This is a genomic window from Gammaproteobacteria bacterium (genome assembly GCA_029881255.1).
Lineage (GTDB): Bacteria > Pseudomonadota > Gammaproteobacteria > S012-40 > S012-40 > JAOUMY01.
The window spans coordinates 444,912-459,864 of record JAOUMY010000003.1; the positions used below are offsets into that span (position 1 = coordinate 444,912).

Here is a 14,953-nt window from a genome sequence, read left to right on the forward strand (position 1 = left end):
AAGGCGTAAGTATGCCTATTTAGGCCTGTATCTTCAACGACAGGCGCAGGTTGTCGATGAGGCGGGTATTACCCAGTTTTGCCGCCGCCAGCAGGACAAGCTCCTGTTCTTGTCCGCGCGCGCTCACAGTTTGCAAGGTTTCTGCCGATCGCAGCTCAAAATACTCGGGTTTGAGTCCACGATTCGCTATATCGCTCAGCGAGTTAGCCAGAATTTGCTCGATCGGTGTGTCACTTTCTTTGATCGACTCACTCGCACTACGCAAGGTCTGAAAAATTATTTCCGCCACATGGCGCTGTTCCTCGCTCAAATACCCGTTGCGGGAACTCATGGCCAGCCCCGATTTCTCCCGATGCGTGGGCATACCAACAATTTCCACTGGCATAAACAAATCTTCCGCCATGCGGCGAATCAGGAAGAGCTGTTGGAAATCCTTCTCGCCGAACACCGCCACATCGGGCTGGACTATAGTGAAAAGCTTGGCCACGACGGTGGTTACGCCCTGAAAATGTCCTGGTCGGGAAGCGCCACACAAGATATCACCAAGAGAGGGCACATATACCTGGGTGGAAACTTCCTTGCCGGCGGGATACATGGCCTGCGTGTCTGGAAAAAAAATGGCATCCACACCAAATGGTGCGAGTTTGTCGCGGTCCTGTTCAAAGGTCCGCGGATATTTATCGAAATCCTCGCCCGCGGAAAACTGCAGTGGATTAACAAAGATGCTGACTACGACTCTGGCACATCTGCGCCTGGCCTCTTCCACCAGACTCAAATGTCCATCGTGAAGATTTCCCATCGTCGGCACAAAACCAAGAATCTGCCCTCTGGCCTTTTGCTCCAGCGACCACGACTGCATGGATAGTGGGTCTTGCAGAATTTCCATTTAGGCCTGAAAGCTGTGTTCTACCGAAGGAAATTCACCGCTTTTTACCGCGTCCCGATAAGCACAAACAGCCTGTTCAATGCTGTCACAACCTTGCAGGAAATCCTTAACGAACTTGGCGCGCTTGCCACGCGTGATACCGAGCAAATCATAAATCACCAGCACCTGGCCATCGCAGCCCGCACCGGCACCTATGCCTATCGTCGGAATCGACAGGTTACGCGTGATCTCCTGGGCGAGCGTGGCAGGAACGCACTCCAGCACAATAATATCAGCGCCTGCTTGCTCTAGTGCATGGGCATCTTCCACCAATTTTATGGCCTGATGCGAATCTTTGCCCTGCACGCGATAACCGCCGAGCTTGTTCACCGATTGCGGTTGCAGACCAATATGGCCACACACTGGCACGCCTCTCTGCGCCAGCCCCGTCACAATTTCCAGGGTAAAGCTTTGTGCGCCTTCCAACTTGATACAGGTGGCGCCGGCTTTAACCAATTGTCCGGCGTTCAACAAAGCGGATTCAACTGAGGCATCCGCCATGAAAGGCATATCGGCAATGAGAAAGCTGGCGGGTGCCCCACGTCTGACCAATGAGGTGTGATACACCATGTCTTCAATCGTTACAGGCAAGGTGGAAGTATGGCCCTGCAGCACCATGCCCAATGAATCACCTACCAGTATGGCGTCGATACCGGCGCTCTCTTCAATCGCGGCAAAGCTCGCGTCGTAAGCGGTCAAGCAGGTAATCTTTTCACCTGCCTGTTTCTTCTCGCGCAACTTGATTGTCGTCATCATATTAGCGGCTCCATTTGCCTTTCCAAACCTCTGTCCTCGCAAGCCTGTTTAAGCTCGCGGACTGTCCCTAACAAGGGCACCTGAAAATCCGGCGCAATATCATTCCAGGGGTACAACACAAAATCTCGTTCAACGATACCTGGATGCGGCACGCTCAGGCGAGAATTTTTGATGAGCATGGCATCGAAGGCGAGTATATCAATATCCAGGGTACGTGGCTGCCAACGCTCGGCGGTGCGTACCCGACCAAGTTTTTCTTCCACCGACTGGCAGGCATCCAGCATCTCCAGTGGCGTTAGTGTGCTTGCGCATTCCACAACCCCATTCACATAATCCGGTTGATCCATGTCTGCCAGAGGGCGACTGCGATAGATAGGTGAACATTGAATGATGTTGATTTTAGGATTTGCGGCAAGTTCAGCGAGCGCCCGACGTAATGTCTCGATAGAGTCACCAAGATTGCTGCCTATCCCCAGGAAAACAGTACTAGCGGACATCAGGAGCGACGTCTGCGCTTGCGACGGCGACGCCCCTTATCAAGCCCGGACAGCATTTTTTCGCGCGACTCTTCATTGGCGTCATGAAAATTCACCCACCAACTGGCCAGTTCCGCGTCGACATCACCGGCATCCGCGCGTAACAACATAAAATCATAGGCTGCACGGAAGCGTGGATGCTTTAACAAGCGTAGCGAGCGTTTGGGTGCAGGTTTGGCCAATCTGTCCTGTAATTGCCAGATCTCACGCACGGCTGAATGAAAACGACGAGGAATTGCTACACGCAGGCTTTGCCCCGATAGTACCGCGTCAGAAGCGGCAAAAATGGCCTGGCTTTCGCTCATACCTCGTTCCAGATATCGAGCCTTCAGACGGGATATCGGCCCCCATAGAAACACGGCAAAGATGAATGAGGGCGTAACCGGCTTTCCTTCCTGAACACGTAAATCGGTATTCTGCAGTGCCTTGATGACGAAGCGATGCATGATTCCGTCATCGTCTGTCTCCAGGCACTCATCAGTTTGTGGAAACAGTTGTACGTACATGCCGTATTTACGCGCGAGAAGAAAGGTGTTTTCACCGTGGCCGGACAAAAACAATTTGATCACTTCTTCGAACAATCGAGCGGGAGGCACGCCCTCCAATAATGACTGCAGTTTATACAACCACTCTTCAGTCTCACCTTCGATGTGAAATCCCAACTTGGCGGCAAATCGGATAGCGCGCAACATACGCACTGGATCTTCGCGATAGCGTAATTCCGGGTCGCCGATAATGCGTATGCGACGTTCACGCAGATCCTGTACGCCACCGACGTAATCAACGACGGAAAAATCCTGGATATTGTAGAACAGTGAATTAATCGTAAAATCGCGGCGCCAGGCATCTTCTTCCATCGAGCCGAAAACATTGTCACGCACGATCATGCCATCGACGATTTCACGCTCCTCGTGAGGCTCCTCGCTATCCTGCCCTCCGCGAAAGGTCGCGACTTCAATGATTTCCTGTCCGAAATGGACGTGGGCCAGGCGGAAACGCCGTCCAATCAGACGGCAATTACGGAACAAGTCCTTAACCTGCTCCGGCGTCGCATCGGTGGAAACATCAAAGTCCTTAGGCGTTCGTTCAAGCAATAAATCCCTGACGCCCCCTCCAACCAGAAAGCCTTCGAATCCGGCATTCTTAAGCCTATACAAGACCTTGAGCGCATTCTCGCTAATTCGCGAACGCGAAATATTATGCTCCCCACGAGTCAGTATTTGTTTGGTGCTGATCTGGTTTTCCAACATATGTCCACAAGCTGCCGTCTGTATAGCGGCTATCATAATTTAATAAACAATTAAATCAAACCTTAGCAAGGACCTGGAAGAGAAATTATAGATAATGCTGTAAAGCTGAGTTGGTGAGTTCAAAGAGGGATTCGATGCTCTTGATGTCTGCCGAAGGGTTTTCCACCGTACCTGCGCGTATATCGTCTACCAATTTGGCGCACGCTCGGGACAAAGCGGTCGCCCCTATGTTACTACTACTACCCTTTAGCGTGTGGGCTGGCTTTTCCAAGCCAAGGACGTCTCCCGCACTGAGTGCAGACTTCAATTCGTCTATCCTGACCGGTGCATCATTAAGAAACGTTTGGATAAGAAGGCTGAAATCATCTTCCATGACTTCCCTAAGCTCTTCGAGTGCCTGTAAGTCCAGCACATTATCCATAGGCTAAGCGGACTCCTACGATTTTTCTGATACAAAATGGAGAATCTTACCGGCTACCTTACCCAAAGGCAGGATGACATCAACGCCACCTGCTTTAACAGCTTCACCGGGCATTCCCCATACCACGCTTGTATTTTCATCTTGGGCAATCGTTGATGCGCCAGCCTCTTTCATCTCCCTGAGACCTTCGGCACCGTCATTGCCCATACCAGTTAGTATCACACCGATAGCATTTTTTCCAGCACTCTGAGCGACTGATCGGAATAAAACGTCAACTGATGGTCGATGACGATTCACTGGTGGGCCATCGCTGAGCCGACAAATATATCGCGCACCATTTCGCTCAACGATTAAATGTTTACTCCCTGGCGCGATAAAGGCGTGTCCGGGTAAAATTTGTTGCCCATCTTCCGCTTCACACACAACCATTGCCGATTCCCGATTCATACGCTCAGCAAACGGTCGACTAAAATTTTCCGGGATGTGCTGCGTTATCACGATACCAGGCGCGTCAGCTGGCATGCGTTGCAATACTTCCTTAATCGCTTCGGTTCCGCCGGTTGAAGCGCCTATCGCAATTATTTTGTCCGTCAGCTTGATGTTACGAGGCGGCGCTTTTTTGATGACCGCATCTGCGCTATGTCGTTTTGGCGCATTAAGCATTTGCAAATCACGCGCCTTGATGTTCGCACCGGCCGCCATTTTAACTTTGGCGCGTATCTCTTCGGCATATTCAGCGAGCTGATGTGCTAAATCAATTTTCGGCTTGGTGACAAAATCGATTGCGCCATATTCCAATGCTTGCAAAGTAACATCCGCACCCTGCTCCGTCAGAGAAGAAACCATAATGACCGGCATCGGTCTCAGGCGCATAATATTGCTAAGAAAGGTAACGCCATCCATCTTTGGCATTTCCACATCTAGTGTTAACACGTCAGGATTTAACTTTTTAATTTTGTCTCGCGCAATAAAAGGGTCCGACGCGGAACCAACCACTTCTATACCCGGGTCGCCTTCTAGCATCTCGGTCAGCATTTGTCTGACCAATGCTGAATCGTCGACAATTAGAACTTTTACCTTGCTCATAAACCCTCAGTACGAAATCATCAGAACAGTTCAATATCACCCTGTACAGGTTTCTTGTTGATATCCTGCATATAATCGCGTTCGCGTGAAACAACGGAGTCGTTGTGCATGGAACGCAAGCGCTTAATATGTGCTTTACCCGTCGCAGGATGGTATACAACCTTTCGTGGATATACATCGCCAGTGTCTTCTGCGACAAGATTCATACCCTCTGTCGCGATATATTCGTGTGCAAATTCTATATTCCGCAGTCCGATATCCGTCATATTCGTGAGAATTTTTCCGCCACCAAATATTTTTACTTCCAGATTTTCGCGTTTCCCACCATTCTTGAGTATGGCGTTTATGAGATGTTCCATCGCATAGTTTCCATAGCGCGCCGCATCAGTCGATTTTCCCAGAGCGGCACTATCATCACCCGACGCCGGCAACATGAAATGATTCATACCACCTACACCTAGCTTCCTATCTCTGATACACGCCGAAATACAAGACCCCAAAACAGTTGTAATGATTTCGTCCGAAATTGTTACGTAGTATTGTCCGGGCATAATCTTGGCGCCCCAAAGTCCACGCGTTTTATCCCAGTAACGATTGATGTGCTCGAATCCGCGCAGGACTCTCGGCATATCATATGTGGGCATAGGTATCATATTGGCCATTAGCGAATTCTCTGATATATAGTGTTCCCTATCAGATTAAATCGGTCGCTGACTTTGAACATTGACTCTGAATGACCAAGGAATATGTAACCATCGGGACGAAGTATTTCAGCGTAACGATCAAACAGGCCACGCTGTGTCTCCTTGTCGAAATAGATCACTACATTACGACAAAAAATCAGATCGAAAGGCCCTTTCATTGGCCAGCCCTTCATCAGATTGAGCTGGTTGAACGTGATGAGGTCGCCAAGTTCGCGTGCAATACGCACTGTACCAGAGTGATCACCTCGACCTCTTCTGAACCAACGACGTTTACGCTGATCACTTAAACCGGCAATGCGTTCTTCGTCGTAGACACCGCTCTTACCTTTTGCGAGTACATTGGTATCCAGATCTGTTGCCAGTATTTTCACATCCCAGGTTGCGATATCCTGAATCGTCTCCTTCAAGGCAATCGCAATTGAATAAGGCTCTTCTCCTGTGGAACAACCTGCCGACCAAATTCGTAATCGACGCGAGTGCTGATTTGCCTGTATCAAACCCGGAATGGCTACTTTCTTCAAAAATTCGAAATGATGATTTTCGCGAAAGAACGAGGTGAGATTCGTGGTTATTGCATTTATGAAATTGACTAACTCGCCGGTCGTATCACCTTGTACAAATTTAAGATAGTCTTTGAACGACCGCATATCGAGTTCTCGTAGCCGCCTCGTGAGGCGGCCGTATACGAGATTCTTTTTTGCGTCAGAAAGATTTATTCCTGTCTGTTCTTTAACAAACGTCCTTATTTTCGCGAAATCAGACTCCGTGAAGTGAAATTCACGGTCCCCGTTAAGGGCGTGTGCTTGATTTGACATTGCATTCTACTCACTTGGATCAGAACTCTTCCCATTGCCCATCATCATCGCCACTAGCCTGCGGACGTGGACGCGCTGCTGGTTTGGCTGCTGCTCGTGCTACAGGTGCCGCAGCGGGTCGTGGTGTGCTGGCAACCTTAGGTTTAGCCGTAGGCGCTGATCCCATCCTGCCTGGTAACGATGAGCTCTCATCTATCTTGAAGTACGAAACCAGATCACTCAGACCGCGTGCCTGTTCATCCATTGACTCACTGGCGGCTGCCGCCTCTTCAACAAGCGCCGCGTTTTGCTGAGTTACCTGATCCATCTGGGTAACAGCTTTGTTGACTTGCTCGATACCTGAGCTCTGCTCCTGACTTGCAGCAGCGATTTCGGCAATGATGTCGCTTACCTTCTTAACTGCGGCAACAATTTCCTGTAGCGTTTGCCCGGATTGATCGACGAGCTTGCTTCCATCGCTGACTTTTTCCACGCTATCCTGAATCAATGCTTTGATTTCTTTCGCAGCACCCGCGCTTCGTTGCGCAAGATTTCTAACCTCTCCCGCAACTACCGCAAAACCACGTCCTTGCTCACCCGCACGTGCAGCTTCCACAGCGGCGTTAAGTGCAAGCAGATTGGTCTGGAAGGCAATCTCATCGATTACGCCGATGATGTCTGCGATCTTCTTACTACTACTATTGATTTCAGTCATGGCAGAGATGGCTCTCGTTACCACATCGCCACCTTTTTCTGCCTGCTCTCTTGCACCCGCAGCGAGCTGATTAGCTTGACGCGCATTATCTGCGTTTTGCTTAACCGTACCGGTTAACTCTTCCATACTTGAAGCTGTTTCTTCAAGCGAAGATGCCTGCTCTTCTGTACGCTGACTCAAATCTGAGTTGCCCTGTGCGATCTCACCCGCAGCATTCACGATATTGACAGATGAAGATTGTATCTGAGAAACCATGTTTTTCAGGTTTGACATCGACTGATTCAGAGAATCGCGCATGTCTGCGAACTCACCTTCATACTCGCCCGTCATCATAGCGCGCAGATCACCCTCTGAAAGTGATTTGATTACGCGGGTAGACTCGCGAATCGGTTTTACAACTGTTTCTAGTAGCTCGTTGATACCTGTACCGAGATTACGCATAAATCCTTGATAGTCGTCAACACTCAATCTCTCATTCAATTGTCCGTTCATTGCGGAACCAATCAAGTGTTCAATCTGACGTTCTGCGTCTTTCTGTTCAGTGATGTCTTCCCACTGAACCATGTTACCCATGTACTCTCCGCTTGGTCCCTTGATCGCAGATGCATTTACCCGGAAACTTAGTCCAGCCACTTCCATTTCGGCTGAAGCAGGCAGGCGTGACATATCAGCAAGCAATTGACGCTGGTGGGCTGGGTTCTTGTGGAACTGATCAATACACTGACCAACAATATTGTTTACGTCAAAACCAGGGAAGGTCTGGCGCAAATCTGATTGACGAAGACGGAACATATTGACAACGGCCGGGTTAACGTAGGTGATATTTAAATTCTCATCACACAACATTAGATTTGCAGTTGCACCTTGAACCGCTGAGGTCAAACGTGCGACTTCGATTTCCTTGCGGCGCAGCTCAGTAACATCTGACCACTCAAGTGTATTACCTATATAGTTTCCATCCAGATCTTGCATTAGGCCTACGCGGATGTGGAAAGTCAGCGGTCCTACCTGAATATCGGCTTCATAAGGGAGGTTGCGTGGATCATCAAGTAAGCGACGCTGATACGCAGGATTTTTATGGAAGGTATCAATACAGGTACCGACAGCTTTTTCTACCCTAAATCCCGGATAAATTGTCTTCAACGTTGCCTCATGCTCGGACAATAAAATCTTTGTTGACTCGTTGGCATAGGTGATATTGAAATCACGATCTATCATCATCATCGCTGTCTGTGCGCCATCAACAGCTCGCTGCAGACGGAATGCGTCTTCTTCTTTCATACGACGCTCAGTAACATCATGCCACTGGACAACATATCCTAGACGATTTCCGTCATTATCCGAGAGAACACGTGTTTCATGTTCGAACACAAAGCGTCCTGGCTTAATCTCGCCTTTACGCTTTTCTCCCGGACGCAGCCCGTGAAGAATATCTTTGATCGCTTGAGGATTTTTGTGATACCGATGAATACTGCCACCGATAACGCTACCAACACTGAAGCCTGGCAGATAGGAAGCGAGTTCTCCTTCAATTTCAGTGAGAACTTCGACAGCGCGTCTATTGACGAAAACAATATTTTCGTTTTCGTCTGCAATCATGATATTAAGTGGCGCATGCTCCATAATGCCTTTCAGCACACCAAGATCGCTAAATATTGCGCCTCCTGGTCCTGAAACACCCATCATCTTTTTCGCACTCGCTGCCATCGGTTTTTCCTCTTTATAAGCTTTTAACATTGTCTCTGCTACTACGTTTAATGCCTGCGTCCAGGCGTCTTCCAGTTCTTCCGACCAAAGATCGCCTGCCAGTTCTTCCATTACGCCAAGTAAGACTTTGGCGACTGCCGGATAGTGCTCAGCCACTGCTCCGTAATTCTTGTGCCGTTTACCCAATGCCTTCAGCGCTTTTTGTAATTCCGCGGGTTTCCGAAGACTGTTGACGACAAGACTTATCGCAGCGAGCAATTTTTTGTGCTGTTCTTCGATAGTAGTATTTGCGAACAGCGGCTTCACTCCCGGATATTGTTCAAACAATTCATTATAAAAACGTCTGGTCAACTCCTCGCCCATAGGCGCCAGCGCCTGAAAACTACTTTCTAATAACTCTACGTTTAGTCCCATGTCTTTATTACCTGTCTTCTTGGCTGGCTTCTTCACTTGTGCCGGACTTGCCGAAGTACCTGCCGAATTTACCGTGTCGTCATTCATCCATGCCAGTGGATCAAACCCCAGTCCACCATTTTCATTTTCCGACTTCTTGTCGCTGTCAGACATCTTTAACTCCTCAAACTGCTATCCCAGATACGCCATGCCGGCCAACATCTGCTCAATCCAGCGCATCACGCCTGCGGGCTTTTTATTAACTTTTCTCGCCAATACAGAACTCATGCTTCCATCACTCGACGTTTGGCCAAGTCTAGAGCAAGCGATCCATAGTCGCGTGCACCGGTGCTATTGTGCTTATAATCAAAAATGGTTTTGCCGAAGCTTGGACTCTCCGCCAAAGACACAGACTCGCGCACTGGTGTCTGCAGTACCTGCTTTGGAAAATGCTCCATTAACTTGTATACAACGTCTTGCGCTAATCTGCGACGTGACTGGAATCGAGTGACTACCAACCACTTTTTTAACTTAAGATCTAGACGTTGTTCGATGTGCTTTATGATGCCCATCAATCGCGCCAGTCCCTGCAAAGAAAGAAAGTCACTGGAAACAGGAATCAGCAGTTCTTTGGCCGCCAACAACGCATTCATTCCCAACAAACCAGCAGAAGGAGGACAATCGATAATAATGAAGTCAAAGCGCATCGTTATTGTGCCCAGTGCCTCGGTAAGGCGAAATCCTCGTTTCTTGTCCGCATCAGACACGAACTCCAGTTCACCGAGCTTTTCACCAGCTGGAATTACGAACATTTTCTTCCGCACTTCCTGCATAACATCTTCTATGTCTGCTTCTCCGTTTAACACCGCATCCATTCCCTGCTGGCCTCTCTTCAGGAGACCAAGACTGGCGGTAAGATGACTTTGCGAGTCAAGATCAATCAGTAGAACTCGTTTTCCCTCGAGTGATAAAGCATGTGCGACATTCATCGCGGTTGTGGTTTTTCCAACACCACCTTTCTGATTAATAACTGCTATGACTCTCACTATCGACACCTCGATTACTCGTTAACTTTGTCGGCGATTGCCAATTCACCAGAGTTCAACATTTCGTCGATCTCAAGGATGATCAACATCTTCTCATCGACCGTCACTAGTCCCTTTACGAAATCCACGCTGACTACGCTTCCGAAGTCTGGTGGTGGCTTCATTTCATCTTCTCCGACGTTGTACACATCAGAAACTGCATCCACCACGATTCCCATGATACGTTCACGGTCGTCACGCAAAACCTTGAGTACGATGACCACTGTTGTTGCGTCGTATGCTTGTGCCTTCAATCCAAAGCGTTGGCGTAAATCAATTATCGGCACAATCGTTCCGCGAAGATTTATTACACCTTTGATATAAGCCGGAGTATTTGGTATAGGCGTGGCCGAATCCCATCCACGTATTTCCTGTACTCTCAATATGTCAACGCCGTATTCTTCGTTTGCCATAATGAATGTGAGAAACTGACCTTCGCTTCCTGCGCCCAGATTTATCTCACCGTCGGCTGTCTGAACATTATTCATTATCAGTCTCCTGAGTTTTATGCCGCTTTTTCTGCTTCGGCGTCGTTTTCATCTATTGCGTCGCCTGAGTCAGAATCTGTTGAAACCTCGGCCTTGGTGTCAACTGGAACACTCGTCGAATTCTCTTCACGTATCCTACGCCGTCCGTCAGGAGAGCCGTCTCCACCCTCATACTCTTTGGACAACTTAATCAAACCACTGATATCCAATATCAATGCGACAGTACCGTCACCGAGTATTGTTGCGCCGGAAACACCTTCGATTCGACGAAAATTGGTTTCAAGACTCTTGATAACGACTTGTTGCTGACCGAGCAAGTCGTCAACATATAGCGCCACGCGCTGTCCATCACCTTCGAGAACAACCAGCAAGCCGTTGGAAAGTTTTGTTGAGTCGGGGTCTACATCAAAGACCTCGTAGAGTCTGACGATGGGAATATACTCATCTCGAAGTTTGTATAATTCCGCTTTTCCAGCAATCGCATTTATGCGTTCCTGTTTTACCTGCACGGATTCTATAATCGACACCAGCGGAACGATGTAGGTATTTTCACCTACACGCACGAGCTGCCCGTCAAGAATTGCCAACGTTAGTGGCAGACGGATGGTAAACGTACTGCCCAAACCTGGAGTGCTTTTTACTTCTATCGTTCCGCCCAACGCGCGTATATTCTTTTTCACGACATCCATTCCGACGCCACGCCCTGAGACATCGCTTACAATCTCTGCCGTAGAGAACCCCGGATGAAAAATCATGTCATAGATACGTTCATCACTTGGCGTTTCTTCTTGCGCAATCAGTCCACGCTCACGCGCCTTCGCCAATACGCGCTCTTTATTTATGCCAGCACCATCATCGTTAATTTCGATAACAATATTACCACCTTGATGATAGGCATTGAGCGTCACGGTTCCAGTTTCAGGTTTACCATTGGCTTTGCGAATGTCTGGCGTTTCGACACCGTGATCGACAGAATTGCGCACCAGATGCACAAGTGGATCACCGATTTTTTCCATTACCGTCTTGTCAAGTTCTGTTTGTTCACCTAACAAAATCAGTTCGACGTGTTTATTCAATTTCTGCGAGAGATCACGGACCATTCTAGGAAAGCGTTGGAAGGCAAAGCTGATAGGTAGCATGCGTATCCGCATGACGCTTTCCTGTAGTTCACGCGTATTGCGTTCCAACTGGACGAGTCCGTCTTTTAACTTTTCCACGTTGTCGACATTAATATCATCACCGAGCTGTCCGAGCATGGACTGGGTGATGACTAATTCTCCAACCATATTGATAAGTGCGTCTACCTTGTCGATGCTTACGCGTATTGATGTGGCTTCACCAGAGGAGACTGGCGCCTTCTTTGCGACTGTGGCTTTCGACTGCTCAACGACGGGAGCGCTCGCCGGCTTAGGTGGAGTAGAACTTGTGCTGGCAGCTGGCGTTGGAGCAGGCGCAACTTGTTCATATGCGCCGAGCATCACTTCTGCAGCGAAATTCAAACCTTGTTGCCAGGTATTTTTTACTGCATCAGTAAAATGTTCACCAAGGAAATGGGCAAGATTATCCATCATGACATTGGCAACCGCGACATAGTGCTCTGTCTTTGCACCATATTTCTGATGACGCTTACCCATATCAATTAGTGCCGGCCTCAGTGCTTCCGGATTGTCCAGATGCTCACCCAGCGTTTTCACCACTTGCCATAGTTTCAACTGCTGTTGCGCCATATCCGTCTTGGCAAACAGTGGCTTCACACCAGGATATTCAGAAAAAAGTTGCTCATAAAAACGTTTTGGAAATGCTTCGGCTTGTGGCGCAAGCAGCGACAAGACATCTAGCGACGGTTCATCATCGTCAGAAACACCAGCCGACTCCGCTCCCAACGGAGAAATCTCAAGATCGCAATCTCCCTCAACCCATTCAAAAACTTCTTCTATCTGTTTTTGCGTAACATTGCCTATCAGATGTAACTCCCATCCAAGATAGGTGCTGGTTGCCTGCATTTCTGAAAAAGGAGGCAGCTTATCCAATAGCGCAATCGATTTAACTTCCCCGAGCGTTTCCAATTCACGAAACATACGTACCGGATCATTTCCAGTACTCATAAGATGTTCGTGCGGCATGAACCGAATTCGGTAGCCTTCACTTTCTGGACTAGCATTGGAATTGACTGCCGAGGTAGTAGCCGCTTGTGCCACTATTGGCGGTTCCGACTTCGTTGGCGCCGAACTGACAGCGTGCCCATGTAGGAGTGCATCCAACTTACCTTTGGTAGCAGCGACATGGTCTAGATCGACGTCTGTACTATCACGAACAGCCGTCAACATTTCACGCAGTACGTCTACGGACTCCAGCAAGGTATTGACACTATCCTGTGTCGCCTGTCGTTGCCCACTTCGCATTTCGTCCAACAATGTTTCCATCACATGCGTAAAATCGGAAACATTGGTAAAGCCGAACGTCGCACTACCACCTTTAATAGAATGCGCAGCACGAAATATCGTATTTACTGTCTCAGCGTCGGTATCGCCCACATCCAGGTTGAGCAGAGACGCTTCCATAACGTCCAGACCTTCGAAACTTTCTTCGAAGAATGTCTGGTAGAACTGCGAGATGTCGACTGTCATGAATTATCAGCCCAATACCTTTTGAATGGTTGCCAATAGCTGGTCTGGACTAAAAGGTTTTACTATCCAGCCAGTTGCCCCTGCTTCTTTTCCTTCCGTTTTCTTTTCGCCACCGGATTCGGTCGTCAGCGTAAGAATGGGTGTAAATTTGTAATCTGCGAGCGCGCGAAGTTCTCTAATAAGGGAAATTCCATCCATGTTCGGCATGTTCACATCTGTTAAAACCAGATCTACTTTATTACCCTTAGCCGCCGCTAGCGCTTCAACGCCATCAGTAGCCTCTATAACTTCGTGGCCAGCGCCGCGAAGAGTAAAAGCCACCATTTGTCGCATAGACGCAGAGTCATCTACAGCAAGTATTTTGGCCATTGTTATCTCCTGTCTCCTATATAAGCCAACAACATATAACCCCGACTATGCCGTCGCAGGTAATTCCAGAATTTCTGTCAAACCCAACAAACATGCCGATTTACACAATGCCTCGGAGGTGGTCTTCCAGCTCACTTTCAGACCTTCCTGTTTTGCATCCCTGAAAAACGCAGCGAACAATTGCAATACGCTTCCGTCAACTCTTTCAATCAGTGCTCCCTCAATCTCCACTACATGTCGCTCGTCAAAAGCCTTTTTCAAGTGACCATGCAATTCTTCGACGATGCTGATATCCACCGTGGGTTCGCAGTTGATAACCGTCATCTTTTTAGGAGTAGCGTCCATCTTGTCACCGTAAATCCGATTGCGTGTAAAGTTGATGCAGTTTATCCAACAAAAAAAACAACCTTTTGTTTTGATAAAGATGGTTCCCAGAAAATGCGTGTAGAGCCATCATCACAGGTGGTATCGACAGTGAATATGGAAAACTTGATTTGTTCGAAGAATGAAACGAAGACAAAAAGAAACGCCAGAATGTAGGCGACGCGTTCTCTAAAAGAATTTTATTTACAGAGAGTTATAAAGCTATCACGAATTCAAAAAGAAATCGGAAATGCAAATCAGCCAGTGATATGAAACACTAGTTTACCTGGCTTAGACGCTTTGTAAGGTTTTCGGCAAAGGGAAAGTGACCTTTTCTTCCTTGCCTCTTGCCTCCTGTGCGACTTCAGCGCCAAACTCCTGGAGTTTTTCGACAACCTGTTTGACCAAAATCTCGGGAGCAGACGCACCGGCGCTAACACCGATACGATTTTTTCCCTCTACCCAGGCGCGATCTATCTCACCAGCATCATCTATTAGATAGGCAGGCGTTCCCAGTCGCTCGGAAACCTCACGCAAGCGATTGGAATTGGAACTGTTAGGACTACCGACGACAAGCACTACATCACAACTCGCGGCGAGACTCTTGACCGCTTCCTGGCGATTTTGCGTGGCGTAACAAATATCGTCTTTCTTCGGCCCCACGATATTGGGGAAACGCTCGCGCAAGGCAGAGATGACACCGGCGGTATCATCCATTGACAACGTCGTCTGTG

General features: G+C 48.4%; 14 protein-coding genes and 2 pseudogenes. All 16 read right to left on the minus strand.

Translation table 11 applies throughout. The features are described from left to right. Positions 1 to 19: 19 nt before the first annotated feature. Complete coding sequence (gene panC, locus OEZ43_09390; protein ID MDH5545796.1) at positions 20 to 886, minus strand: pantoate--beta-alanine ligase; 867 nt, start codon at positions 884 to 886, stop codon at positions 20 to 22. Continuing rightward, on the minus strand, positions 887 to 1,681 hold the full coding sequence (gene panB, locus OEZ43_09395) for a 3-methyl-2-oxobutanoate hydroxymethyltransferase (GenBank protein ID MDH5545797.1): 795 nt from the start codon (positions 1,679 to 1,681) through the stop codon (positions 887 to 889). Next, positions 1,678 to 2,178, minus strand: coding sequence for a 2-amino-4-hydroxy-6-hydroxymethyldihydropteridine diphosphokinase (gene folK / locus OEZ43_09400; GenBank protein ID MDH5545798.1), 501 nt, complete (start codon positions 2,176 to 2,178; stop codon positions 1,678 to 1,680). The genes panB and folK overlap by 4 nt, the downstream gene beginning before the upstream one ends. Further along, positions 2,178 to 3,503 (minus strand): polynucleotide adenylyltransferase PcnB, encoded by a 1,326-nt coding sequence (gene pcnB, locus OEZ43_09405; protein MDH5545799.1) that lies wholly within the window; start codon positions 3,501 to 3,503, stop codon positions 2,178 to 2,180. The genes folK and pcnB overlap by 1 nt, the downstream gene beginning before the upstream one ends. Positions 3,504 to 3,552: 49 nt before the next feature. Continuing rightward, on the minus strand, positions 3,553 to 3,888 hold the full coding sequence (locus tag OEZ43_09410; protein MDH5545800.1) for an Hpt domain-containing protein: 336 nt from the start codon (positions 3,886 to 3,888) through the stop codon (positions 3,553 to 3,555). 15 nt (positions 3,889 to 3,903) lie between these two features. Further along, positions 3,904 to 4,974, minus strand: coding sequence for a chemotaxis response regulator protein-glutamate methylesterase (locus OEZ43_09415; GenBank protein ID MDH5545801.1), 1,071 nt, complete (start codon positions 4,972 to 4,974; stop codon positions 3,904 to 3,906). A 20-nt stretch (positions 4,975 to 4,994) separates the two neighbouring features. Then, positions 4,995 to 5,636, minus strand: a complete 642-nt coding sequence (cheD, locus tag OEZ43_09420) for a chemoreceptor glutamine deamidase CheD (protein MDH5545802.1) — start codon at positions 5,634 to 5,636, stop codon at positions 4,995 to 4,997. Continuing rightward, entirely contained in the window at positions 5,636 to 6,493 is an 858-nt protein-coding gene (locus tag OEZ43_09425) for a protein-glutamate O-methyltransferase (GenBank protein MDH5545803.1), read from the minus strand. The genes cheD and OEZ43_09425 overlap by 1 nt, the downstream gene beginning before the upstream one ends. 184 nt (positions 6,494 to 6,677) lie before the next feature. Continuing rightward, positions 6,678 to 7,628: pseudogene (locus OEZ43_09430) on the minus strand (methyl-accepting chemotaxis protein). Between the two features lie 1,074 nt (positions 7,629 to 8,702). Further along, positions 8,703 to 9,308 (minus strand): annotated as a pseudogene (locus tag OEZ43_09435) (globin domain-containing protein). A 263-nt stretch (positions 9,309 to 9,571) separates the two neighbouring features. Then, complete coding sequence (locus OEZ43_09440; GenBank protein MDH5545804.1) at positions 9,572 to 10,333, minus strand: ParA family protein; 762 nt, start codon at positions 10,331 to 10,333, stop codon at positions 9,572 to 9,574. A 14-nt stretch (positions 10,334 to 10,347) separates the two neighbouring features. Continuing rightward, positions 10,348 to 10,860, minus strand: coding sequence for a chemotaxis protein CheW (locus OEZ43_09445; protein ID MDH5545805.1), 513 nt, complete (start codon positions 10,858 to 10,860; stop codon positions 10,348 to 10,350). A 17-nt stretch (positions 10,861 to 10,877) separates the two neighbouring features. Beyond that, on the minus strand, positions 10,878 to 13,487 hold the full coding sequence (locus OEZ43_09450; GenBank protein MDH5545806.1) for a chemotaxis protein CheW: 2,610 nt from the start codon (positions 13,485 to 13,487) through the stop codon (positions 10,878 to 10,880). A 6-nt stretch (positions 13,488 to 13,493) separates the two neighbouring features. Beyond that, positions 13,494 to 13,856 carry a response regulator gene (locus OEZ43_09455; GenBank protein MDH5545807.1) on the minus strand — a complete coding sequence of 121 codons (363 nt, stop codon included), beginning with the start codon at positions 13,854 to 13,856 and terminating at the stop codon, positions 13,494 to 13,496. Between the two features lie 45 nt (positions 13,857 to 13,901). Continuing rightward, a complete protein-coding gene (locus OEZ43_09460; GenBank protein ID MDH5545808.1) occupies positions 13,902 to 14,201 on the minus strand; it encodes an STAS domain-containing protein in 300 nt (99 codons plus the stop codon). Positions 14,202 to 14,510: 309 nt separating this feature from the next. Beyond that, on the minus strand, positions 14,511 to 14,953 hold a 443-nt coding region (gene ispH / locus OEZ43_09465), incomplete at its 5' end, for a 4-hydroxy-3-methylbut-2-enyl diphosphate reductase (protein ID MDH5545809.1).

What these genes read in the sequence shown, in the direction of transcription:
- panC (MDH5545796.1), bottom strand. Translation starts at nt 886, where the DNA reads ATGGAAATTCTGCAAGACCCACTATCCATGCAGTCGTGGTCGCTGGAG.
- folK (MDH5545798.1), bottom strand. Translation starts at nt 2,178, where the DNA reads ATGTCCGCTAGTACTGTTTTCCTGGGGATAGGCAGCAATCTTGGTGAC.
- OEZ43_09450 (MDH5545806.1), bottom strand. Translation starts at nt 13,487, where the DNA reads ATGACAGTCGACATCTCGCAGTTCTACCAGACATTCTTCGAAGAAAGT.
- OEZ43_09415 (MDH5545801.1), bottom strand. Translation starts at nt 4,974, where the DNA reads ATGAGCAAGGTAAAAGTTCTAATTGTCGACGATTCAGCATTGGTCAGA.
- OEZ43_09455 (MDH5545807.1), bottom strand. Translation starts at nt 13,856, where the DNA reads ATGGCCAAAATACTTGCTGTAGATGACTCTGCGTCTATGCGACAAATG.
- pcnB (MDH5545799.1), bottom strand. Translation starts at nt 3,503, where the DNA reads ATGATAGCCGCTATACAGACGGCAGCTTGTGGACATATGTTGGAAAAC.
- OEZ43_09445 (MDH5545805.1), bottom strand. Translation starts at nt 10,860, where the DNA reads ATGAATAATGTTCAGACAGCCGACGGTGAGATAAATCTGGGCGCAGGA.
- panB (MDH5545797.1), bottom strand. Translation starts at nt 1,681, where the DNA reads ATGATGACGACAATCAAGTTGCGCGAGAAGAAACAGGCAGGTGAAAAG.
- cheD (MDH5545802.1), bottom strand. Translation starts at nt 5,636, where the DNA reads ATGGCCAATATGATACCTATGCCCACATATGATATGCCGAGAGTCCTG.
- OEZ43_09425 (MDH5545803.1), bottom strand. Translation starts at nt 6,493, where the DNA reads ATGTCAAATCAAGCACACGCCCTTAACGGGGACCGTGAATTTCACTTC.
- OEZ43_09410 (MDH5545800.1), bottom strand. Translation starts at nt 3,888, where the DNA reads ATGGATAATGTGCTGGACTTACAGGCACTCGAAGAGCTTAGGGAAGTC.
- OEZ43_09460 (MDH5545808.1), bottom strand. Translation starts at nt 14,201, where the DNA reads ATGGACGCTACTCCTAAAAAGATGACGGTTATCAACTGCGAACCCACG.